Here is a 21404-nt window from a genome sequence, read left to right on the forward strand (position 1 = left end):
GGAAAGCCGTGTGCGGGAGAACTGCATGCACGGTTTGAAGCGGCGGGGACTGGAAACGGAGCATCAGCCACCGCGCCAGTCCCCGACCCTACTAGGCCGTGTTTCGCAATTGATCTTGTGGTGGGTCATTGCTCCTCGGCTCGCAGCCACAGGATCAGCGAGGCGAGGACGACTTCGGCCCGATAGTGGTTGGCCAGCTTGTCGAATCTGGTGGCCACTGCCCGGAATTGCTTCAGCTTGGCGAAGCAGCGTTCGACGACGTTCCGCCCCTTGTAGGCGGCCTTGTCGAAGGCCGGCGGTCGTCCGCCGCGGCTTGCGCGGCGGGCGCGGTTGGCGATCTGGTCCCGGCGTTCGGGGATGGTCGCTTTGATCCGTCGGCGCCGCAGGAGGTTGCGGATCTTCCGGGAGGAGTAGGCCTTGTCGGCCACGACCCGGTCGGGCCTGGTCCGCGCTCGCCCGGCCCCGACACGTGGGACGCGGATGGCGTCGAGGACGGCGGGCAGTATCGTACAGTCGGCCGTGTTGCCCGTGCTCAGCACGATCGACAGGGGCAGGCCCCGGCCGTCGACCGCCAGGTGGATCTTGGTGGTCAGCCCGCCCCGGGACCTGCCGAGCGCCTCGCGGCGCGCAACCGCTGCCGGATCATCCGATTCGTCCTCGGACTGGCCCCCTTTTTGCGGGCACCGGCCGCGTGCTGGTGTGCCCGGGCGACCGTGGAGTCGATCGAGACCGTCCACTCCACGGTGCCCACCGCGTCGTTGCGGACCTGGACCTCCCGCAGTAGCGCGGCCCAGGTTCCGTCCTTCTCCCACTGGGCGAAACGCCGATAGACGGTCTGCCACGGACCATAGCGCTCGGGCAGATCACGCCTCGGGGCACCCGTACGCAGCCGCCACAGCACCCCGTTCACCACCTGACGGTGATCCCGCCAAGGACGCCCGGCACCATCCCGCTGCGGCAGCAACGGCTCGATCCGAGCCCACGCAACATCTGTTATCTCTCCCCGACCCGCCACAAGATCAATTATGAGACACGGCCTAACAACTTACGGAGAACTTTCACCGTGGTCGACATCGTCGAGATTTACGTCCACTGGTACGCGGGCCGGTCGAAGATGCAGCTCGCCGCCTCGCTCGGGGTGGACCGCAAGACGGTCAGGAAGTACCTGAGGCCGGCGGAGGCGCCCGGGATCACCCCGGGCGGGCCGCCGATGAGCGAGGCGGACTGGGCGAAGCTGGTCAAGAGCTGGTTCCCGGAACTCGCCAGCCACCGCCTCAACCAGGTCACCTGGGGAGAGATCGAGCAGCACCGTGACTACGTCAAGAGCCTGCTGGAGACCACGACCGTCACCACGATCCACCAACGGCTGCGTGACGAGGGCAAGTTGAAGGCGTCGCTGTCGTCGTTCAGGCGCTGGGTGCACGAGAACCTGCCGGAGATGACGGCCAAGTCGAAGGTCACCGTGCTGCGAGACGACGTCGAGCCGGGCTCGGAAGCCCAGATCGACTACGGCTTTCTGGGTCAGTGGATCAACCCGGGCACCGGCAAACGGCACCGGATCTGGGCGTTCGTGATGGTGCTGCCCTGCTCGCGGCACATGTTCGTCCGCCCGGTGGTCCACATGGACCAGAACGCCTGGACCGAGGCCCATGCGGAAGCGTTCCGGTTCTTCGGCGGCGTCCCGCACCGGCTGGTGCCGGACAACCTGCGCACGGGCGTCGACCGGCCGGACCTCTACGACCCGAAGATCAACAAGTCGTATGCCGAACTCGCCACCTACTACGGGACGTTGGTGGATCCGGCCCGAGCGTCGCATCCGAAGGACAAGCCGCGGGTCGAGCGGCCGATGCCCTACGTCCGGGACTCGTTCTGGAGCGGGCGCCAGTTCACCTCCCTCGAACACATGCAGGCCGAGGCCCTCACCTGGACGAGGAGCGTCGCCGGGCGGCGGCAGTGCCGGCCCCTGCACGGAGCCGCACCGGTGGCGGTGTTCGAGGCCGTGGAGGCCGAGGCCCTGCTGCCGCTGCCCGACAAGGCGTTCGTGCTGGCCCGCTGGTCCACCGCCACCGTCGGACCGGACATCCACATCAAGGTCGGCCGCACCCTCTACTCGGTCCCCTGGAAGCTCATCGGCCGCAAGGTCGACGTCCGCTCCACCGCCACGATGGTCCAGGTCTTCCACGAGGGCGATCTGGTCAAGACCCACGCCGCCCTCGAACAGGGCAAGCGCACCGACAGAGGCGACTACCCGCCGGAGAAGATCGCCTTCCAGATGAAGACGCCGATCTGGTGCCGCACCCAGGCATCCGAGGTCGGAGACGCCTGCCGGGAGGTGATCGACCAGCTGCTGGAGGTCAGTGCTCTCTACCGGCTCCGCGCCGCCCAGGGGGTCCTCGGGCTGCGGAAGAAGTACGGCGACCAGCGCCTGGAGGCCGCATGCACCAAGGCGATCACGGTCGGCGACCCGTCCTACCGCACCATCAAGGGCATCCTGATCGCCGGCACCGAGACCGACCCCGAGCCGGAGACCGGCGACGCCGGGGCGGCAGCCTTCCTGCACGGGCCCCAGGGCCTGTTCGCCGCCACGATCCCCATGCAGACCACGGACGAACTCCACCGCGACCAGGGCCGCGACGACGCCGAGGAGACCGTGCGATGAGCGTGATGGACACCGCCCTGCGCGAATCGCTCAAGGCGCTTCGCCTCTCCGGCATGCTGGAGACCCTCGACGCCCGCCTGGCCCAGGCCCACGGCGGCGAACTCGGACACCTGGACTTCCTCCAGGTCCTCTGCCAGGACGAGATCACCCGACGCGAGACCGTCGCCTTCCAACGGCGGCTTCAGAAAGCGAAGTTCGAGCAGCAGGTCACCCTGGAGGAGTTCGACTTCGCCGCCTCCCCGAAGCTGCCCGCGGCCCAGATCCGCGACCTGGCCGCCCTGCGCTGGCTCCACGCCGGCGAGTCCGTAATTCTGTTCGGTCCGGTCGGGGTCGGAAAGACACACGTCGCCCAGGCCCTTGGCCACCTCGCGATCCGCCAGGGCGCGAACGTGCGCTTCACCAAGACCAGCCGTGTCCTGGCCGAGCTGGCCGGCGGGCACGCCGACCGCACCTGGGACAAGCGGATGCGCGAGCTGGTCCGCCCCGACGTCCTTATCCTCGACGACTTCGCAATGCGCCAGCTCACCGCGGCCCAGGCCGACGACCTCTACGAGCTGGTCAGCGAGCGGCAGGGCCGGTCCCTGATCATCACCAGCAACCGGGCGCCCAGTGACTGGTATCCGCTGTTCCCGAACCCTGTCGTCGCCGAGTCGCTCCTGGACCGGGTGATCAACACCAGCCACCAGGTCATCATGAACGGACCCAGCTACCGGCCCAACAAGCGACCCAAGAACCCGACCGACAGGACCGATGGGCCCCGATGAAGTAGCGGTAAATCCGGTGGACAGCGTCGCGATACTGCCGTCATGGCCGTCACCCAGCAACTTGCCCGAGTCTCGGCGGAGTACCTCGCCACCTGCCGTCAGTCAGCCGACGAATCACCCGACGGAGATCACCGCTGGGATCCGCCGTCCGCGGACTGTCTGGATCTGGACTGGGCACCGGCCATGCTGGAGCGTGCCTGCGAACTCATGCGACTCGACGCTGTCCACCTGGAGGCGCTCAAGCGCGCGACCGATGGCGACAACGGCATCGATCTGGATTTCCTCAACGCGAACCCACATGCGATCGCTTTCTTCAGCAACTCCACTCCGACGGCCCTCTGTCCAGAGGCAGTTGCCCGAGTGTCGGCACTGCTCGGAGAGATCGACATGCAGGCGATCCTCCAGTCGGTCCTGGACAGCGGCGCGGGATCCAAGCTCGGCTACGGGTTCATCGGCGATCCAACGGAGTACCTGCTGGGCCACTTCGGCGCGCTACGTGAGTTCTACGCGGAGGCGGCCCGGAGGGGCCTTCTCGTCGTCCTGTGGTGGGACTGACCCAGTAGGCCTCCTCGATCAGCCGACAGCAGGGACCGGGGTGGCCGGCTCAAGCCCGTTCCGGGACGTGACATGATCCTCCTCCGGCTCCGCTGTCGGTCAGCGGAGCCAGGGTCGGGGCCGGCTCTGGTCGGTGACTCGAGAACCGCTGGGCTGGGCCCACCGCCGTCCGTCAGCCGGCCGGCCGGACGCCCAGGTCGTGGTGGAACAGGTCCAGCGGGTCCCAGCGTTCCTTGACCCGTTGCAGCCGCCGGTGGTTGTCCCGGTAGTAGAGTGCGCTCCACGGCACGCCCGAGGTGTTCCAGCCGGGGTCGGCGAGGTCCGTGTCCGGGTAGTTGACGTAGGCGCCGCCGTTGGCCTCGTTCGGCACCGGGACGCCGCCGGTGTCGGCGTGCAACTCCCGGTAGAGGCCGCGCACCCAGGCCAGGTGGCGTTCGGTCTGCTCCGGCTCACCCCACAGGGTCTCGTGGACGACGCTGAACAGGCTGTCCCGGTGGGGCAGGGCGGTGGCGTCCTGGGGCACGGTGTTGATCCGTCCGCCGAGGAAGGTGAGGTAGACGCCGGCGGTGGCGAACTCCTCGCCGCCCCGGTTCAGGTGGTCGTGCAGGACCGCGATCTGCCGGTCGGACCAGGGTTTGCGCAGCAGGGTGGACTTAGACTTGAACCGGGCGCCGCCCGGCCACTGCACCACGCCCAGCACCGACTTCAGCCACGGCGTCTCGGCGGTGGTCGCCGTGTGCGGGACGCCGGCCGCGGCGGTCAGTTCGGCGGCGAAGGCGTCCAGGAGTTCCCGGGCGCGGGGGCGGGAGGCGTCGAGGGCGGCATCCACCGAGACCCGCCCGGCGGCGCGGTGGCCGAGGGTGAGGCCGCTCGACAAGTCGGCGTAGGGCGTGTCCGTACCGGCGTGCCGTTGGTGCCAGTCCCCGTGGGCGCGCAGCAGCCGGGCGAACGCCTCCTGGTTCAGGTCCTGCCACTGCCAGCCGAGGGACACCGAGCGTACGGCGGTCGGTGGCTTCGGCAGCAGGTCGCCCGGTGCGCCGGCGGCGCCCGGCGACCGGAACAGGTAGCGGGTGACGACCCCGAAGTTGCCTCCTCCGCCGCCGGTGTGGGCCCACCACAGCTCGCGCTCGGGCCCGGTGGAGTCCCGGGTGGCGGTGACCAGGCGGGCCCGGCCGGACCGGTCCGCGACGACGACCTCGACACCGTACAGGTGGTCGACGACCAGCCCGTACCGGCGGGACAGTGCCCCGTAGCCGCCGCCCGCGACGTGGCCGCCCACCCCGACGCCGGGGCAGCTGCCGCCCGGCAGGGTCACGCCCCAGCCCAGGTAGAGCGTGCGGTAGACCCGCCCGAGGGTGGCGCCGGCCGTGACGGCGAAGAGCTGCCGCTCCGGGTCGTGGGAGACGTCCGTCATCTCGGAGACATCGATCAGGACCCGGACGGCGGGGTCGTCGACGAAGCCCTCGAAGCAGTGGCCGCCGCTGCGGACCGCGGTCCGCTTGCGGTCCCGGGCGGCCTGCTCGACCGCGGCGACCACCTGGCCGGGCGAGCCGACCAGGTGCACCACGTCCGGGGAGCCGGTGAAGCGGCCGTTGTGCCCGCGGGTGGTGAGTTCGGTGTAGCGGGGGTCGTCCGGGGCGAGGACCACCGGCCCCAGGGGGGCAGGCGCTCCGGCCGCCGGAGTGGCGGCGGCGGCCGGGGCACCGAGCAGCGCGGCTCCCCCGGCCATCGTCGAGAGCTCCATCAACCGTCTGCGCGTGAGTCCTGCCATGGGGTTCACCGACCTTCCCGTGCGGCCTGCGGCCGATCGTCCGTCGGCGATCAGCCTGGGGTCCGTCGCTGGCGGGCCGGTGGAGGGTCGCTGGTACGCGGCGCGCTCGAACGGGGTTCCGAGGGCGGGAAGAAGACTGTCAGCAGCCCTGACAGTGACGTTATTGACGCTTCTAAGCTCTCAGAAGTCAAGAGCCTGGAGCAGCCGGCCTCTCCTCCGCCTGGCCGGGGCCGCCCCGATCGGCCCCCGGCAGCCGTGACCTCCGCTCCACTCTCCGCTCCGCCCTCCACGCCCCCCGTACGGGAGACCTCATGATCCACACCCGCGGACTCACCCGAAGTTTCCGCGCCAAGGGAGAGACCGTCGAAGCCGTCCGCGGTCTCGACCTCGACATCGCGGCCGGCTCCGTGGTGGCCTTCCTCGGCCCGAACGGCGCCGGGAAGACCACCAGTCTGCGGATGCTGACCACCCTGCTCCCGCCGACCGCGGGCACCGCCACCGTCGCCGGGCACGACGTGGTGGCCGACCCGGCCGGAGTGCGCCGCCGGATCGGCTACCTCGGCCAGGGCAACAGCGCCGGCACCGGCTTCCGGGTGATGGACGAACTCGTCACCCAGGGCCGCGCCTACGGCCTGAGCCGCGCCGAGTCCCACGCCCGGGCCGAACGCCTGCTGGACGCCCTCGAACTGGAAGGACTGGCCCGACGGACGGTCGGCACCCTCTCCGGGGGCCAGCGCCGCCGGCTCGACATCGCCATGGCCCTGGTCCACGAACCGGACCTGCTCTTCCTCGACGAGCCCTCCACCGGGCTCGACCCGCACAGCCGCGCCAACATCTGGGAGCACGTGCTGCGCCTGCACAAGGACCTCGGCACCACCATCGTCTTCACCACCCACTACCTGGAGGAGGCCGACCTGTGGGCCGGGCGGGTGCTGGTCGTCGACCACGGTCGGGTGATCGCCGACGACTCCCCGGAGCGCCTCAAGGCCGAACTCGCCGGTGACCTCATCACCTTCACGACCGCCGACCCCGCCGACACCGGCACGGCCGCCACCCGGGCCCGTACTCTGCGGGCCGTTCGGGAGGTGACCGTCGAGGACCGGGAGGTGCGGGTCCGGACCTCCGACGGCGACGTCCGGCTGCCGGAGCTTCTGCGCGACCTCGACGCGGCCGGGATCCGGGTGCACAGCACCCGGCTGGCCCGCCCCACCCTCGACGACGTCTTCCTCACCCTGACCGGCCGCACCCTCCGGGAGAGCGCCGACGCCGGCATCCCGACCAGCCCTCACCAGGGAGCCTGACCATGAAGGTGCTCACCGACACCCGCACCGCGTTCGCCCGCGAACTCAAGCCCGAACTGCGCCAGCCCGTCGGCCTGCTCTTCACGATGATGCTGCCGTTCCTGCTGCTCGCCCTCTTCGCGCCGCTGCTCTCCAGCTCGGGCGCGGGCGGCGGGCCGGCCGGCGCGGGCTCGCCCTGGCAGTGGTTCGTCCCCGGCATGCTCGTCCTGCTCGGCCTGTCCGCCACCGCGGGGGCGGGCGCCTCGCTGCTGGGCGAGATCTCCTCGGGCGCCTTCGAGCGGCTGCTCGTCACCCCGCTCAACCGGGCCGCCATGTTGGTCGGCCGGACGCTGAAGGAGGTCGTGGTCCTGCTCACCCAGGCCCTGCTGATCCTCCTCCTGCTGCTGCCGACCGACTTCCGGCTTCACCTGCCGGGCGCCCTGGCCGGGCTCGTGCTGCTGAGCGTCTTCGGCGTCGGCATCGGCGCGCTGTCCTTCACCCTGGCGCTCCACTCCCGCCGCCAGCAGACCCTGTTCTACGGGGTACAGCAGGTGGTCTTCTTCCCGCTGCTGCTGCTCTCCGGGGTGCTGCTGCCGATCACCGAGGCGGCCGCGCCGACCTGGCTCTACGTGCTGAGCCGGATCAACCCGGTGACCCACGTGGTCGACGCCGAACGTGCCCTGTTCGACGGGCAGTTGACCGAATCGGTGGTGTTGTACGGATTCCTCGCGGCCGGCGCCATCGCGATGCTGGGCGTCGTGGCCGGGATCCGCGGCATGCGCAACGCCTCAGCATAGTGTCACTTCTGACGAGACATCAGATCATCTGAAGGAATCACCGTGACCGACCGCAGCGCGCCGGGCCCCGGCGCCCGCACCGTGGACGCCTGGTTCGACCCCGCCTGCCCCTACACCTGGCTGACCTCCCGCTGGCTGCGGGAGGCGGCCCGGGTCCGCCCGCTGGTGCCGCGCTGGCACCTGATGAGCCTGGCGCTCCTCAACGAGGGCCGCGACGACGACCCGGAAGGGGATCCCGACCGCTACCTCCTGGTGCCGGTGCGGATCGCCACCGCCGTCCGGCAGGCCCACGGCCAGGACGCCCTGGTCCGCTTCCACCGCGCCCTGTGGGCCGGCAGCGGCCGGCGCTGGATCACCGACCCGGCCACGGCGCTGGCCGCCGCCGGTCTGCCGGCCGCCCTGGCGGCGGCCGGCACCTCCACCGCGCACGACGCGGCGCTGCGCGCCTCACACGCCGAAGCCCTCGGCGTGCTGGGCCCGCGCACCGGCACCCCGGTGGTGGCCGTCACCGACCCGGCACGGCCCGGCCGTCCTCCGGTGGCCTTCTTCGGGCCGGTCCTCTCCCGCGTGCCCCGCGGAGAGGAGGCGGGCCGGCTGTGGGACGCCACCCTGCTGCTGGCCGGCACCCCCGGCTTCCACGAGCTCAAGGGAACGCCCGCGCCCCCGGACCCGGACGTCGGCGCCGGGGACGGGGACGGGGACGGGGACGGGGACGAGCTGCCGTGACCGGGCCACGCTCAGTAGTTGCCGAGCCCGCCGCACACGTTGAGGGCCTGGGCGGTGATCGGCGCCGCCGTGTCCGTGATCAGGTAGCCGACCAGCCCCGCGACCTCCTCGGGCGTGGTGTACCGGCCCAGCGGGATCTTCGCCTCGAACCGTTCGAGCACCGCCTCGGGCGTGGTGCCCCACACCTCGGCGTAGCCCGCCCGGACCCGCTCGGCCATCGGCGTCTCCACGTAACCGGGGCAGACCGCGTTGACGGTGATGCCGGTCTTCGCCAGCTCCAGGCCCAGCGCCTTGGTGAAACCGACCACGGCGTGCTTCGAGGCCGAGAACGGCGCGCCCAGCACCACGCCCTGCTTGCCGCCGGTGGAGGCGATGTTGACGATCCGGCCCCGGCCGCGGTCCAGCATGCCGCCGCTGGTCAGGGCGGCCCTCGTCACCCGGAACACACTGGTGAGGTTGGTGTCGACGACGTCCAGCCACAGCTCGTCCGTCAACTGGGCGGTGGCCCCACCGCCGTTGCGGCCCGCGTTGTTGACCAGGACGTCGACCGGGCCGAACCGGTCGACGGCGGCGCACACGAAGGCGTCCACCTCCTCGGTGGAACGCACGTCGCAGCTCCGCCCGTCGGCGTCGACCCCTTCCTCCCGCAGGAGTGTCACGGTGTCGGCGACCGCCGCGCCGTCCCGGGCGCAGAGGAAGACCCGCAGCCCCCCGGCACCCAGCGCTCGGGCCACGGCGAGGCCGATCCCGCTGGTCGCCCCGGTGACGACGGCCACCCGTCCATCCGTGCCGCTCATGGTTCCTCCCGGATCGTGACGTGGAACGTACGTAGGCGCCCCGACGATGGCAACGGCGGCTCGACGGGCGCTCAAGTCGCGGCGGAAGCCACACCCGAAGCCCCCTGAACACGACGAAGCGCAGTACCCAGAAGCAGAAGGAGACGAGACCATGACCGTTCTGGTGACCGGAGCCACCGGCAACGTGGGCCGGCACGTGGTGGCGCGCCTGCTCGCGGCGGACGTGCCGGTGCGCGCGATGACCCGCACGCCGGAGCGCGCCACGCTGCCCGAGGGAGTGGAGGTGGTCCGCGGCGACCTCGCGGATCCGTCGAGCCTGGACGCGGCCCTCGCCGGGGTCGACCGGGCCTTCCTGTTCCCGCTCCCCGGTACCGCAGAGGAGTTCACCGCCCGGGCCGCCAAGGCCGGCGTGCGGCGGATCGTCGTGCTCTCCTCGATCGCGGCCGAGTACGCCGCCGGGGACTACAGCGGCGACCACCACAGCGTGGTGGAGCGGGCCGTGGAGGCCTCCGGACTGGAGTGGACGCACGTCCGGCCAGGCGAGTTCATGACCAACCTGCTGTCCTGGTGGGCCCCCACCATCCGGGCCGAGAACACCGTCCGCGCCCCGTTCGGGGCGGCCCGCAGCGCCCCGGTGCACGAGGCCGACATCGCCGACGTGGCGCTGGCCGCCCTGCTGGAGGAGGGGCACGCCGGACGGGCGTACGCCTTCGCGGGCCCGGAGTCGCTGTCCAAGCACGAGCAGGTGCGGGTGCTCGGCGAGGTCCTCGGCCGGCACATCGGATTCGAGGAGCTGACCGTGCCCGCGGCCCGTGCACTGTGGCTCGGCCAGGGCATGCCGGCCGAGGCCGTGGACTGGCTGCTCCAGGACCCGGTGGACGTCCCGGTGGGGCCGACCTGCGAGCGGGTCACCGGTCGGCCCGCCCGCACGTTCGCGCAGTGGGTGGCCGACCACCGCGCGGACTTCTGAGGCCGGGGCCCGGCGGCGTTCAGCGGCGGTCGAGCCACTCTCCAGGCGTTCCCTCGACGGTGGTCGGGACCGCTTCGTGGACCGATGGGACGCCGCCATGGTGGATGCCGCAGAGAACGCCCTGATCCGACGCCTGATCCGAGCCGGAGCCGGCTCCGACGACGAGATCGACGCCCTGCTGAAGGACGTCGGCCTGTCCGAGGTGGCCCGGGTGCTCGTCGACGAGGTGCGGTTCCGCTGCCCGGAGCCGGCCAACATCGCCCCCGTCGACGTGGCGCTCGACCTCACCCACGGCGGGGAGCGGCACTCGGCCGCGCTGCGCGTGGTGCGCGACGAGCCGGTCCGCCTGGTCGCCGAGGAGTCCGCCAAGGTCCGCTCGCGGATCACCTTCACCGCCGCGGGGCTGCTCCGCCGGCTCTTCGGGCCGGTGGACTCCCCGCGCACCGGGGACTTCCACAACACCTTCATGCCCACCCCCGAGGACCCCGGTCAACTGCGCGAACTCCTCGGCGAGATGGACATCGTGCTGCGCGCGGCAGCCCAGGCCACCGCCACCCTGATGGCCGGCTGCACCGGGCGCGCCCCGGAGCTCGGGGAGCTGTCCATCCGGTACGGCTCCGACAAGTGGGCCAGCTTCCACTGGTACACCGCGCACTACGAGCACCACTTCGCCCGCTACCGGGACCGGCCCGTACGGGTGCTGGAGATCGGGATCGGCGGGTTCGAGGACGACCTCGGCGGCGGCTCGCTGAAGATGTGGAAGCGCTACTTCCCCCGCGGCACCGTCTTCGGGCTCGACCTGTACGACAAGACCTCGCTCTCCGAGCCCCGGCTCACGGCGCTGGTCGGCGACCAGAACGACCCCGACTTCCTGACCGGACTCGCCCGGGAGCACGGCCCGTTCGACATCGTCATCGACGACGGCAGCCACCTTAACGAGCACGTGCGCACCTCGTTCCGGGCCCTCTTCCCGCACGTGCGGCCCGGCGGCCTGTACGTCATCGAGGACCTGCAGACCGCCTACTACTCCGACTTCGGCGGCAGCCCGGGCGGCGTCGCCGGCCCGGACACCTCGCTCGGGCTGGTCAAGGAACTGATCGACGACCTGCACCACCGTGAGCACCGGGACCCCACCGTCACCCGCCCCACCCCCACCCAGAGCAGCGTGGTCGGGGTGCACGCGTACCACAACATGGTCTTCGTCGAGAAGGGCACCAACGGGGAGGACACCCTGCCCCGGTGGATGGACGCCGACGTGTGGACCGCGCTCGGCGCGAAGTGAGACGGGGGAACCGACCGTGCGGGTGCTGTTCACCGTGTCGTCCTGGCCCACCCAGTACGCGGCGCTGGTGCCGCTCGGGTGGGCGTTCCAGGCGGCCGGCCACGAGGTGCGAGTGCTGTGCGACCCGTCCCAGACCGATCCGGTCGCCCGGTGCGGGCTGCTGCCCGTGCCGGTCCTGTCGGGGATGCCGGAGGTGTTGCGGCTGCGGCTGCAGTACCACGCGGAGGCGGTGGCCGGGAACTGGCCGTACCCGTGGCTTCCGCCGCACCCGGTGACGGGTGACCGGCTGAACCGGCTCGACGCGTTCGACTTCGCGCACTTCGAGAGCCGGACCGCTCCGGGGCTCGCCGACGAGGCCGCCCGCGGCTTCGACGCGGCTGTGGCCCACGCCCGGGACTGGCGGCCGCAGCTGGTCCTGCACGACCCCGGGAGCCTGGAGGGGCTGCTGGTGGCGAAGCTGCTCGGGGTGCCGTCGGCGCTGTGCCTGTGGGGGCCCGCGAGCCCGCACGACCCCGACCACATGCGGATCGTCCCCACCGACCACAGCGGTTCGTTCCCCCGGTACGGCCTGGGCGCGTTCGACGTGTCGATGATCGAGCGGGTGGTGGACCCGAACCCGGCATCGCTGAAGGTGCCGGTCGAGGCCGAACGGCTGCCGGTCCGCTTCGTCCCGTACAACGGCGCCGCGGCCGCGCCCACGTGGACCGCGCGGCGCCCGGAGCGACCCCGGGTCGTCGTCACCTGGTCCACCGCACTGTCCGCCGTCTCGGGGCCGGACTCCTGCCTGCTCCCCCGGATCGTCGCCGCCCTCGACGGCCTGGACGCGGAGGTGTTGGTCACCGCCACCGCCCGGGACCTGGCCGAACTCGGGCCGGTGCCGCCCCCGGTCCGGGTGGCCGAGCGCCTACCGCTGGCCACCCTGCTGCCGGGCGCCTCGGCGGTCGTGCACCACGGGGGCGGCGGCAGCTCGCTGACGGCCATGTGGGCGGGAGTGCCGCAGTTCATCGCGAGCTTCGCCGCCGAGCAGCGGATCTCCGGCGAGCGGGTGGCCGGCACCGGGGCGGCGCTGCACGTCTCCGGGGAACTCGCCGACGAGGCGACGATCAGGTCGGGCATCGAGCGACTGCTCGACGCCCCCTCGTACCGGGCCGCGGCCGGGCGGCTGCGCGAGGAGGTGGCGGCGGCCCCGACGCCGGCCGAGCTCGCCGCCGACCTGGCGGGGCTCGCGGCCGGCGGCTGACCACCGGGTCCCGGGGCGTGTCCGACGATTCGCGAGTCCGACTGGAATCGTCGGACACGCCCCGCCGCTGCGCGAGGGTCGAGGCGGATGCGAGGCCCGCTCCCGATCCTGTCCGGCATGACCACACGAACCGAGAACACCGACCACCCGGGGCGGTCCGGTGCCGATGCCCCGCGCGGGATCGTCGTCACCGGCGGCGGCACCGGCATCGGCCGGGCCACCGCCCGCGCCTTCACCGCGCACGGGGACCGGGTGCTCGTCGTCGGCCGCACCGCAGCCACCCTGGCCGAGGCCGCCGACGGGCACCCGGGCGTCCACACCCTGGTCGCCGACCTCACCGCCCCGGACGCCCCGGAGCGGATCGTCGACGCCGCCGTGCGCGAGCTCGGCGGCATCGACGTCCTCGTCAACAACGCCGCCGCGCTGGGGTACCGCCCGCTCGACGCCCTGGACCGGGCCGAGGCGCGGCGCCAGCTCGACACCAACCTGCTGGCGCCGGTGCTGCTCACCCGGGCCGCGCTCGCGCCGCTGGCCGCACGCTCCGGCACGGTGGTGAACATCGGCTCAGCCGGCGCGCTCGGCCTGCGCTCCTGGCCGGAGAACAGCCTGTACGGGGCCACCAAGGCCGGCCTGGACTTCCTGACCCGGTCCTGGGCCGTCGAACTGGCCCCGCACGGCATCCGGGTGGTGGGCCTCGCGCCCGGGGTGACCGACACCGCCCCCGCGCCGGCGCCGGGCGGCCCGGGCGCCGATCCGCGGTACACGGCCTTCCTGGAGCGGACCGCCGCCCGGACACCGAGCGGCCGGGTCGCCCGCCCCGAGGAGATCGCCTGGTGGATCGTCCAGCTCACCCGGCCCGAGGCCGGGTACACCAACGGCCTGGTGCTGCCGGTGGACGGCGGCCTCTCGCTCACCTAGACCCGGGCCGACCACCGCCGAACCGCCGACCACCGCGCCGGCCCGTCCGAGAGGGGAACGCCCAGATGCGGGTCCTGTTCCAGCCGTTCGCCGCCGCCACCCACGTGGCCGCCCAGGTGCCGCTCGCGTGGGCGCTGCGCGCCGCCGGGCACGAGGTGCGCGTCGCCACCCAGCCCGACGCGGCGGAGTCCATCGCGCGGGCCGGCCTCACCGCGGTGCCGGTCGGCGAACCGCTGCACGTCGCGGCCAAGATGAACCCCGACGAGACGGGACTGCCGGCGGAACTGCGCGACGACGCCTGGCTGCGGGTCCTCGATCCGGGCGAGATCCGCCCGGCCCGGCTGTCCGCCGACCACCTGCACGGTGTCTTCGCCACCTGGACGCCGCTGGTGCACCGCAACACGGTGCCGGACCGGATGATCGACGACCTGGTCGCGTTCGCCCGGGACTGGCGGCCGGACCTGGTGGTCTGGGACACCATGACCTTCGCGGGACCGGTCGCCGCCCGGGTCTGCGGCGCCGCCCACGCCCGGCTGATGTTCGGCCTCGACCTGGTCGGCCTGCTCCGCGAGCGCTATCTGGCCGTGCTCGGCCGGCGGCCGGCCGAGCTGCGGGACGATCCGCTGGAGGAGTGGCTGGGGCAGGTCCTGGAGCGGTACGGGATGACCGGTCCGGGCCGCGGCTTCGACGAAGAACTGGTGGTCGGGCAGTGGACGATCGACCCGGTGCCCACCTCCCTGGCCCTGCCGCTCCGCACGCCCCGCGTCCCGGTCCGCTACGTGCCGTACAACGGCCCGGCGGCGGTGCCCGGTTGGCTGGACGAGGCGCCCCGCCGGCGCCGGATCTGCCTCACCCTGGGCGTCTCGTTCCGCGAGGTGGTCGGCGGGGACCAGGCGTCGGTCGGCGACCTCCTCGCGGCCGTCGCCGACCTGGACGTGGAGGTGGTGGCCACGCTCGACTCCGAACAGCTGGCCTCGATCGGGCCGCTGCCGCCGAACGTGCGCGCGGTGGACTTCGTCCCGCTGAACGAGCTGCTGCCGAGCTGCTCCGCGGTCATCCACCACGGGGGCGCCGGCACCTTCCTCACCGCGCTGGCCCACGGGGTGCCGCAGGTCGTGGTGCCGGCCCGGATGTGGTGCAACACCCCGCGGGCGGAGCGGGCCCGGGCCGCCGGCCTGGCCCTGACCTGCCCGCCGGAGAAGCTGACCCCCGGCCGGCTGCGCGCGATGGTGACCAGCGTCCTTGAGGACCCCTCGTTCGCGCGCGCCGCGGCCCGGGTGCGGGCCGAGCTGCTCGGCACGCCGGCCCCCCGGGAGCTGGTTCCGGTCCTGGAGCGCCTGGTCGCCGAGCACCGCCCCGGTCTTCACCGCAGCGGGACATGACGTACCGTCGGAGGGGAAACGATCACGGCTCCCCCGGTTGAGGTGAACCGCCCTTGAGGACCCATATCCCCTATCTCCTGGCCGTGGCCAGCACGGTGGCGACGCGCCGGGTGGACGAGCGCCTGCACCACTACGATCTGACGGTCCGCCAGTACGGCCTGCTCACCCAGCTGTCCCACGAGCCCGGGCTGACCATGGCTGACCTGGCCCGTCAGCTCGGCATCGCCCGGCAGTCGGTGCACCGGCTCGTCGACGAACTGGTCGAGGCCGACCACGTGCGCCGCCGGCCCGGCACCGACGACCGCTCGCGCCGGCTGGAACTCACCGACACGGCCCGCTACATGCTGACCCGGATCGACGGCCCGCTCGCCCGGGTGGAGGCGGACCTGCTCGGCGACCTCGACCCGGACGAGGTCGAGACCCTACGCGAGCTCCTCCAGCGGGTGCTGGCGCACGCCACCGACGACGAGGCGTGGCTGCCCGCCCGGTGACGTCCCGCGACGGACGGGGGCCGGGAACGGGGGTCGAGAACGCGTCGAGGAGGGGTCGAGGCCGCCTTCCTACGCTCGCCCCCATGCGAGTGCTATTTGTGACCGTGGCCGCCAAGGCCCACTTCCACGTCCAGGTGCCCTTGGCGTGGGCGCTGCGCGCCGCCGGCCACGAGGTGCGCGTGGCCAGCCAGCCCGACCTGCTGGACACCATCGTCGCGGCCGGCCTGCCCGCGACCGCGGTGGGACCGCCGCTCGCCCAGGAGGAGTCCGTGGCGGAGCTGCGGCGCCGGCAGGAGCGGGCGGCCGAGCGCCTGACGGACCCGCCCGACGCCCAGGAGCTCATGCGGATGACGGAGGACCGGCCCGAACACCTGACGCCCGACTTCCTCGACGGCCTGTTCACCGTGATGACCTCCGCCATCTTCCAGAACTTCTCGGCCGAGGAGACCGTCGACGACCTGGTCACGCTGGCCCGGCGCTGGCGCCCCGACCTCGTCGTCTGGGACACCCTGCTGATGGGCGGGGCCGTCGCCGCCCGGGCCGCCGGCGCCGCGCACGCGCGCCTGCTCTACGGCCTGGACCTGGTGGGCACGATGCGGCAACGGCACCGGGAGTCGCTGACCGCCCGGCCCGGGGAGCTGCGCGAGGACCCGCTCGCCGAGTGGCTGGACTGGACGGCGGCCCGGTACGGCGGCGGGTTCAGCGAGGACCTGGTGACCGGCCAGTGGACCCTCGACCCCGCGCCGGCCGCGCTGCGCACGCCCACCGACCTGCCCTGGGTACCGGTGCGGCACATCCCGTACAACGGGCGGGCGGTGCTGCCGCCGTGGCTGCTCGAACCACCGCGCCGGCCCCGGGTCTGCCTGACCCTCGGGATCTCCTTCCGCGAGGTGATGGGCGGCGAACGGACCTCCGTGCCGGTGCTGCTGGAGGCACTGGCCGAGCTGGACGCGGAGGTGGTGGCGACCCTGGACACGGCGCAGCTGGCCGAGGCCGGCCCGTTGCCGGACAACGTGCGGGCGGTGGACTTCGTCCCACTGGACGCGCTGCTGCCGTCCTGCTCCGCGATCGTGCACCAGGGCGGCTTCGGCACCGCGCAGAACGCGCTGGTGCACGGCGTCCCGCAGGTCGTCGTCCCGAACGACCTGTGGGACCTGCGCCCCCGGGCGGAGTTGATCGAGTGGTCGGGGGCGGGAGTGCGCTGGTCCGGCACCGGCCCGCTGACCCCGGCGGAGCTGCACGGGCTGGTGACCCGGGTGCTCGACGACCCGTCGTTCGCGCGCGGGGCGGTGCGGCTCCGGGACGAGATCGGGGCCATGCCCTCGCCCGCCGATCTGGTCCCGGTCCTCGAAGGGCTGACCCACCGGCACCGGCGGGCCGCCTGGACCGGCTGAGCCGGCCGGATCGGCACCCGGCCCCGCCGTCAGCGGGGCCGGTCCGGTTCCTCCCGGGGTGCCGCCGACAGCGCCTCGGCCAGCGCCTCCCGCCAGGGCCGGGGGGCCGGGATGCCCACCTCGTGCCAGCGGTCGTGGCCGAGGACGGTGTACCGCGGCCGGGGGGCGGGGCCGGCGACGGCCGCCGCGGGCACCGGCCGCACCAGGCCGGGATCGGCACCGACCAGCCGGAACACCTCGCGGGCCAGCTCGTACCAGCTGGCCCGGCCGGCGTTGGTGGCGTGGAAGACGCCCCGCGCGCCCGGGGTCCGGCCGAGCGCGAGCAGCAGCCGCGCGACGTCCGCCGGGGCGTGGCGAGGACGGCTCGCTGTACGGGCTCTCGCCGGCGTGCCGGCACCGGCTGATGCCGGTGGTGGAGGAGGGCGCGGGGCGGACCGACGTCTTCACGTGCCCCTATCACCTGTGGCGCTACGCTCTGGACGGCCGTCTGGTCGGTGCCACCCACATGAAGCGCAATCCGGCCTTCGACCCGTCCACGTGCCGGCTGCCCGCCTTCGCGGTGGAGGAATGGCAGGGGTTCGTCTTCGTCAACCTGGACGCCTCGGCCGAGCCGCTGGAGCCCCATCTGCGGCGAATCGGCGAGGACCTGGTCAACTACCGGCTGCCGGAGCTGACCCAGGTGGCCGGCTGGACCGAGGAATGGCACTGCAACTGGAAGATCGCCGTCGAGAACGCGCATGAGAACTACCACGTCATGGGCTTCCACCCGGAGACCCTGCAACCGACCACGCCCGGGGGCGCGCGGACGACGGTCCGCGCGGACTCGCCGTGGGCCGACAGCATGCGGGTGCGCTACGCGGAGCCGCTGGAGCCGGTGGTCCTCGACCTCACCGAGGAGGAACGCGCGCACCTGTACGGCTTCTTCGTCTTCCCGTCGGGCAGCCTGGCCGCCTCCGGTGACATGGTGATCTGGCTCAGCCTCCTTCCGACTTCCATCGACCGCACCCTGGTACGGGGCGGGGTGCTGATGCCCTCCGCCCTGCTCGACGGCCAGGACCGCGAGGCCGTGCGGAAGGAAGCGGAGGCGTACGCCGCCCGGATCAACGGCGAGGACCGACACGGCCTGGAGGCAGTCCAACGAGGCGCCGCCTCGCGCTTCGCCGAGCGCGGCCACCTCTCCCCCAAGGAGCCCGGTGTCCTGCTCTTCTACCGCAGCCTGGCCCGCGCCCTGCTGCGCGACGACTCCGACTGGCCCGGTGAACTCTGCCCGCCCCCGGAGAGCGTGGCCCCGTCTCTCCCGACCCGTCCCTGAAGGCAGGAAGGCCGACGCCCTGCGGCCCTACCGCCCAGGCCGGCAGGCACCCTCTGAGGTTCCCCCGAGGTGCGGAAGGTTGCCGGATATGGCCTGATGGGCCATGAGAAGGGCACCTTTGTGATGACGGTGACGGTAACCCCCTGAGAACCCCGCCGGCGCGGTGGGGCCGGCCGGAATGCTCGGCGCCCGTGAAGGCGAACGTACAGGTGGTGGTGGGGCCCGAGACCGTGCAGGTGCCCTGCGCGTGGGAGGTCCCGGACAGCGCCACCGGGGCGATGCCGGCGGCACAGAGCATGCTGGCCGCAACGGCCGGCGCGGATCCGCGGCGACCGGGTCGCCAGCCGCCGGTGGCCGTCACCCCCACTGGGTGACGGCCACCGAACAGGGCTCACACCGTGGTCACTAGCACGACCACGGCGTGGTGACGTGGCCCGTCACGGTGTCCACCGCCACCGTCCTGCCCTCGCTGGGAATGCAGAAGTAGTAGGTGGGATGCGGGTTCTGCACGACGGGCTCATTGAGGTACAGGGGCTTGAACGCGCCGGTGTGCCCGGCCTTGACGGCCAGATCGTGGGCCTGGACCTCCGTCATGGTGAACGCGGAGATGGCCTGGATCCCGATCGGGACGCTCCACGGCTGCGTGCTCTGGTACTGACCGGTGGTCGAGTACTTGTACTCGAAGGACGGCTCCGAGTCCTTGGCCCGGAAGCGGATCCACCAGGCCTGGACGTCATTGGGGTTGGTCGTGGGTGTCAGCAGGACGGCGTCCGCGTCGTAGAACTGCGAGCCGGGGTGCTCCTGCTGCGCCTTCACCTTGGCCTCCCGCACGATCTGTGTGAGCGGGAGGTGGGGTGCCGCGCTGGCGGTGGACGGGGCGATTGGCAGCAACGACAGGGCCGTGGCGGTCGCGGCGAGCCCGATCCGTGCCCGAAGGCGGCGGCGTGATGTCCGGCACCCGTTCAGTGCGGGTGTCGCGGGCGTGCGGGCGGTGCGCATGGTGTTCATGTCCTTCATCTCCTTCGACCCGGACCCTGCGTGGTCACGGTGGAAGTCGACTGCCGGGTTCGGCGTGAGCGGTGGCCGACGGGCGAGAGGTCCTCGGCCGGGCTCCGCGGGGATGCAGCCTCCCGGGGTCCAACGGTAGGAAGGTCTCCGGGCGCCGTCTCCTCGCCGTCATCCTCGCTGATCCGAACAGGCGAACCTCTCACCCGGAGCGATGCCCGTCCGGGGCTTCGCCGCGCGGTCCCGGCCGGTGGGCCCGATCCTGTGCCGCTCCTTGATCATCGCTGACTGTTACAAGGTGGCGACACGATCTTCTCGAAGTAGGCGTCCCAGCCGACGGGCCGACGAGCCTGCAGATCGTCCTTCAGACTGCGTTCCACCCACTCCAGGGCGATGGAGTACCGCTCCAGAACCGGGTCCCAGCCCGACTCCAGCATCCGCACGATATGAGGGCGCTCGACAGCTTTGAGTGCGGCGGTCTCCGGTTCCAGGAAGACCTTGATGATTTCGTCGTCGCGCCGCTTGAGTAACTTGATCACCGCGAACTGCCTGTCACTGTCGCTATTGCCGTGTCGACGGCCTTGCGCACCTTCGACAGACCGCCGCTGCGCGCGCTGTCTCCCACCAGCAGGAAGCGATCGTTGATCGCATGCGGTCCCACACATGCTCCTCGTCCAGCACCGGCACCCGTCATCGCCAGGTCGGCCAGGCGTTCCACCAGGGCGATGATCGCGGCGGTGACGCGCTCGCCCTTGATGGACGGGCCCTTGCAGGCGGGTTTGCCGGCTGTCTTCGCGCAAAGGCGCAGTTGGCGAGCCCGATCGAGGAGTGCGCCGGGGCTGTGAAGGGGATCCGCCGTGCACCGCGCCGTCGGCATCCAGGCGTAGGGCCTCGTGCTGGGTGGCGGCAAGGACGTAGCCGGCGTCGGGCGCGAAGGCGGCGCCCCACGCGTCACGCGGGCGATCGTCCAGTCGGAACTACGGGCTCGTTGTCGGCGGCCGAGAAGTCCACAGCGAGCAACGTCCCAGCTTGCACCCACGACACTGGGCCGCGCCCGGCCGGAACCGCCGAGGCAACGGCTGGCGACGATGCCGTTTCCGGCGTCAACGGCTTGGTCGTGGCGATAGGTCGAACGGGCAGCAGCATCATGGGAATGCAATGCACCGGGCCGCCCTGACAGTACCGGCCGGGCCTGGAGCGAATCCGGATGCGCGGAATGTGGGACGCGATGGCAGCGTGCAGCCCGTTTCGGGAGCTGAACCGCCCGACCTGAGCGTCGGTCGCCGTGCATGCGGTGGACGGTCAGGGCGACGGTCGCCCGGAGCCAATTCGTCTCCGAGGCTGCGATTGCGAACGGGCTGTCCGCCGGTGACCAGCCATCCGGCAGGTGATGCTCATGATGGATTCCTGGGCCGCCCCAGCCACCTGCCGCAGGCATTTTCTCGACGGCGGCGGAAATGAGATTTCGTTCTGTGCGGGCTGTGCCGTAGAGTCGGTGTCACCGACGCGGGGTGGAGCAGCTCGGTAGCTCGCTGGGCTCATAACCCAGAGGTCGCAGGTTCAAATCCTGTCCCCGCTACTACGCAACAAGGCCGGGCCCGACGCACTGTGTGCGTCGGGCCCGGCCTTCGTGTTGGTTTGGTCAGCAGTCGATGGCGGTGTCGACCTCAATTCGTCAGCGGTGAGCGGGTCGTGATCATCCTGGCGTTTTGCCCGTAATGGCCCCGTTAATGGAACGCCGGGCACGCACTTGCCGACGCGAACTCCTCGGCGGGACGCTGATCTGGAACCAGCGCCATCTCCTGCACGTACTGCGGGAGTTCGAGGACCACTACAACACCCACCGCCCACATCACGCACTCCACCAGGACACGTCGCTGACACCACGGCCCGTCCCGGTCGCCGATGCCGGGCGGACGGCCCGGCTGGACGTCCGCGGACGTCCGCGGACGCGACCGTCTCGGCGGCACCCTCCACGAGTACCGACATGCCGCATGACCTGCACGGACAGACTTGTCGGCAGCCACAGGGGCGGCGCGCGCCGGAAGACCCCCGGCAGGG

General features: G+C 72.2%; 21 protein-coding genes, 1 tRNA gene and 2 pseudogenes. 17 read left to right on the forward strand and 7 right to left on the reverse strand.

The annotated features are described in order from the left end of the window. Positions 1–125: 125 nt before the first annotated feature. A protein-coding gene (locus tag ACIQ87_RS39030; protein WP_402416857.1) for an IS5 family transposase occupies positions 126–1015 on the reverse strand; the annotation gives its coding sequence in 2 pieces (ribosomal slippage) (positions 126–664 and positions 664–1015; 891 coding nt in all). 48 nt (positions 1016–1063) lie between these two features. Here ACIQ87_RS39030 and istA point away from each other — a divergent pair. From istA to ACIQ87_RS39045, 3 genes are read left to right on the forward strand one after another with little or no spacing between them, the layout of a single operon-like run. After that, entirely contained in the window at positions 1064–2659 is a 1596-nt protein-coding gene (gene istA, locus ACIQ87_RS39035; RefSeq protein WP_402416859.1) for an IS21 family transposase, read from the forward strand. Continuing rightward, the gene (gene istB, locus ACIQ87_RS39040) at positions 2656–3423 is read left to right on the forward strand and encodes an IS21-like element helper ATPase IstB (protein ID WP_402416861.1); all 768 of its coding nucleotides are present in this window, start codon (positions 2656–2658) and stop codon (positions 3421–3423) included. The genes istA and istB overlap by 4 nt, the downstream gene beginning before the upstream one ends. Positions 3424–3465: 42 nt before the next feature. Next, positions 3466–3978, forward strand: coding sequence for a DUF1877 domain-containing protein (locus ACIQ87_RS39045; RefSeq protein ID WP_402416863.1), 513 nt, complete (start codon positions 3466–3468; stop codon positions 3976–3978). 172 nt (positions 3979–4150) lie between these two features. On the opposite strand, the gene ACIQ87_RS39050 is transcribed toward ACIQ87_RS39045, so the two are convergent. Next, complete coding sequence (locus ACIQ87_RS39050) at positions 4151–5749, reverse strand: FAD-binding oxidoreductase (protein ID WP_402416865.1); 1599 nt, start codon at positions 5747–5749, stop codon at positions 4151–4153. Between the two features lie 311 nt (positions 5750–6060). Here ACIQ87_RS39050 and ACIQ87_RS39055 point away from each other — a divergent pair, with 311 nt between their 5' ends. From ACIQ87_RS39055 to ACIQ87_RS39065, 3 genes are read left to right on the forward strand one after another with little or no spacing between them, the layout of a single operon-like run. After that, positions 6061–7050: an ATP-binding cassette domain-containing protein gene (locus tag ACIQ87_RS39055; RefSeq protein WP_402416866.1), complete on the forward strand. Its 990-nt coding sequence runs from the start codon at positions 6061–6063 to the stop codon at positions 7048–7050. A 2-nt stretch (positions 7051–7052) separates the two neighbouring features. Beyond that, entirely contained in the window at positions 7053–7826 is a 774-nt protein-coding gene (locus ACIQ87_RS39060; RefSeq protein ID WP_402416867.1) for an ABC transporter permease, read from the forward strand. Positions 7827–7868: 42 nt separating this feature from the next. Further along, complete coding sequence (locus tag ACIQ87_RS39065) at positions 7869–8552, forward strand: DsbA family protein (protein WP_402416869.1); 684 nt, start codon at positions 7869–7871, stop codon at positions 8550–8552. An 11-nt stretch (positions 8553–8563) separates the two neighbouring features. Here ACIQ87_RS39065 and ACIQ87_RS39070 read toward each other — a convergent pair whose 3' ends face one another. After that, the gene (locus ACIQ87_RS39070) at positions 8564–9349 is read right to left on the reverse strand and encodes an SDR family NAD(P)-dependent oxidoreductase (RefSeq protein WP_402416871.1); all 786 of its coding nucleotides are present in this window, start codon (positions 9347–9349) and stop codon (positions 8564–8566) included. A gap of 151 nt (positions 9350–9500) precedes the next feature. On the opposite strand from ACIQ87_RS39070, the gene ACIQ87_RS39075 reads away from it, so the two are divergent. The 7 genes from ACIQ87_RS39075 to ACIQ87_RS39105 all read left to right on the forward strand — a co-directional run bounded on the left by ACIQ87_RS39075 (position 9501) and on the right by ACIQ87_RS39105 (position 17026). Next, entirely contained in the window at positions 9501–10319 is an 819-nt protein-coding gene (locus ACIQ87_RS39075; RefSeq protein WP_402416873.1) for an NAD(P)H-binding protein, read from the forward strand. 97 nt (positions 10320–10416) lie between these two features. Beyond that, the gene (locus ACIQ87_RS39080) at positions 10417–11601 is read left to right on the forward strand and encodes a hypothetical protein (RefSeq protein ID WP_402416875.1); all 1185 of its coding nucleotides are present in this window, start codon (positions 10417–10419) and stop codon (positions 11599–11601) included. Between the two features lie 16 nt (positions 11602–11617). Next, positions 11618–12841, forward strand: a complete 1224-nt coding sequence (locus ACIQ87_RS39085; protein WP_402416876.1) for a nucleotide disphospho-sugar-binding domain-containing protein — start codon at positions 11618–11620, stop codon at positions 12839–12841. Between the two features lie 117 nt (positions 12842–12958). After that, entirely contained in the window at positions 12959–13759 is an 801-nt protein-coding gene (locus ACIQ87_RS39090; RefSeq protein ID WP_402416878.1) for an SDR family NAD(P)-dependent oxidoreductase, read from the forward strand. A 65-nt stretch (positions 13760–13824) separates the two neighbouring features. Continuing rightward, the gene (locus tag ACIQ87_RS39095) at positions 13825–15141 is read left to right on the forward strand and encodes an activator-dependent family glycosyltransferase (RefSeq protein ID WP_402416880.1); all 1317 of its coding nucleotides are present in this window, start codon (positions 13825–13827) and stop codon (positions 15139–15141) included. A 53-nt stretch (positions 15142–15194) separates the two neighbouring features. Continuing rightward, positions 15195–15632 (forward strand): MarR family winged helix-turn-helix transcriptional regulator, encoded by a 438-nt coding sequence (locus ACIQ87_RS39100; protein ID WP_402416882.1) that lies wholly within the window; start codon positions 15195–15197, stop codon positions 15630–15632. Between the two features lie 83 nt (positions 15633–15715). Beyond that, entirely contained in the window at positions 15716–17026 is a 1311-nt protein-coding gene (locus ACIQ87_RS39105; RefSeq protein ID WP_402416884.1) for an activator-dependent family glycosyltransferase, read from the forward strand. Positions 17027–17055: 29 nt separating this feature from the next. Here the strand turns inward: ACIQ87_RS39105 and ACIQ87_RS39110 are convergent, their stop codons facing one another. After that, positions 17056–17355: a sugar nucleotide-binding protein gene (locus ACIQ87_RS39110; RefSeq protein ID WP_402416906.1), complete on the reverse strand. Its 300-nt coding sequence runs from the start codon at positions 17353–17355 to the stop codon at positions 17056–17058. Positions 17356–17387: 32 nt separating this feature from the next. Here ACIQ87_RS39110 and ACIQ87_RS39115 point away from each other — a divergent pair. Both ACIQ87_RS39115 and ACIQ87_RS39120 read left to right on the forward strand, forming a co-directional pair. Beyond that, a pseudogene (locus ACIQ87_RS39115) lies at positions 17388–17537 on the forward strand (Rieske 2Fe-2S domain-containing protein); the annotation flags it as partial. Continuing rightward, the gene (locus ACIQ87_RS39120) at positions 17532–18338 is read left to right on the forward strand and encodes an SRPBCC family protein (RefSeq protein WP_402416908.1); all 807 of its coding nucleotides are present in this window, start codon (positions 17532–17534) and stop codon (positions 18336–18338) included. The pseudogene ACIQ87_RS39115 and the gene ACIQ87_RS39120, both read left to right, overlap by 6 nt. Positions 18339–18743: 405 nt before the next feature. On the opposite strand, the gene ACIQ87_RS39125 is transcribed toward ACIQ87_RS39120, so the two are convergent. From ACIQ87_RS39125 to ACIQ87_RS39135, 3 genes are all read right to left on the reverse strand, one after another. Then, positions 18744–19346, reverse strand: a complete 603-nt coding sequence (locus ACIQ87_RS39125) for a hypothetical protein (protein WP_402416885.1) — start codon at positions 19344–19346, stop codon at positions 18744–18746. Positions 19347–19621: 275 nt separating this feature from the next. Continuing rightward, entirely contained in the window at positions 19622–19882 is a 261-nt protein-coding gene (locus ACIQ87_RS39130; RefSeq protein ID WP_402416887.1) for a hypothetical protein, read from the reverse strand. Then, a complete protein-coding gene (locus ACIQ87_RS39135; protein WP_402416889.1) occupies positions 19879–20061 on the reverse strand; it encodes a hypothetical protein in 183 nt (60 codons plus the stop codon). Before ACIQ87_RS39135 ends, ACIQ87_RS39130 begins: the two co-directional genes overlap by 4 nt. A gap of 787 nt (positions 20062–20848) precedes the next feature. Between ACIQ87_RS39135 and ACIQ87_RS39140 the strand changes: the two genes are divergently transcribed. After that, positions 20849–20922, forward strand: a tRNA-Met gene (locus ACIQ87_RS39140). Between the two features lie 151 nt (positions 20923–21073). Beyond that, positions 21074–21154, forward strand: a pseudogene (locus ACIQ87_RS39145) (IS481 family transposase); the annotation flags it as partial. Positions 21155–21404 lie beyond the last annotated feature (250 nt).

Source organism: Kitasatospora sp. NPDC096204, from assembly GCF_044763205.1.
Taxonomy (GTDB): domain Bacteria; phylum Actinomycetota; class Actinomycetes; order Streptomycetales; family Streptomycetaceae; genus Kitasatospora.

What these genes read in the sequence shown, in the direction of transcription:
- istB (WP_402416861.1), top strand. Translation starts at nt 2,656, where the DNA reads ATGAGCGTGATGGACACCGCCCTGCGCGAATCGCTCAAGGCGCTTCGC.
- ACIQ87_RS39045 (WP_402416863.1), top strand. Translation starts at nt 3,466, where the DNA reads ATGGCCGTCACCCAGCAACTTGCCCGAGTCTCGGCGGAGTACCTCGCC.
- ACIQ87_RS39050 (WP_402416865.1), bottom strand. Translation starts at nt 5,749, where the DNA reads ATGGCAGGACTCACGCGCAGACGGTTGATGGAGCTCTCGACGATGGCC.
- ACIQ87_RS39055 (WP_402416866.1), top strand. Translation starts at nt 6,061, where the DNA reads ATGATCCACACCCGCGGACTCACCCGAAGTTTCCGCGCCAAGGGAGAG.
- ACIQ87_RS39060 (WP_402416867.1), top strand. Translation starts at nt 7,053, where the DNA reads ATGAAGGTGCTCACCGACACCCGCACCGCGTTCGCCCGCGAACTCAAG.
- ACIQ87_RS39070 (WP_402416871.1), bottom strand. Translation starts at nt 9,349, where the DNA reads ATGAGCGGCACGGATGGACGGGTGGCCGTCGTCACCGGGGCGACCAGC.
- ACIQ87_RS39075 (WP_402416873.1), top strand. Translation starts at nt 9,501, where the DNA reads ATGACCGTTCTGGTGACCGGAGCCACCGGCAACGTGGGCCGGCACGTG.
- ACIQ87_RS39080 (WP_402416875.1), top strand. Translation starts at nt 10,417, where the DNA reads ATGGTGGATGCCGCAGAGAACGCCCTGATCCGACGCCTGATCCGAGCC.
- ACIQ87_RS39090 (WP_402416878.1), top strand. Translation starts at nt 12,959, where the DNA reads ATGACCACACGAACCGAGAACACCGACCACCCGGGGCGGTCCGGTGCC.
- ACIQ87_RS39095 (WP_402416880.1), top strand. Translation starts at nt 13,825, where the DNA reads ATGCGGGTCCTGTTCCAGCCGTTCGCCGCCGCCACCCACGTGGCCGCC.
- ACIQ87_RS39105 (WP_402416884.1), top strand. Translation starts at nt 15,716, where the DNA reads ATGCGAGTGCTATTTGTGACCGTGGCCGCCAAGGCCCACTTCCACGTC.
- ACIQ87_RS39120 (WP_402416908.1), top strand. Translation starts at nt 17,532, where the DNA reads ATGAAGCGCAATCCGGCCTTCGACCCGTCCACGTGCCGGCTGCCCGCC.
- ACIQ87_RS39125 (WP_402416885.1), bottom strand. Translation starts at nt 19,346, where the DNA reads ATGAACACCATGCGCACCGCCCGCACGCCCGCGACACCCGCACTGAAC.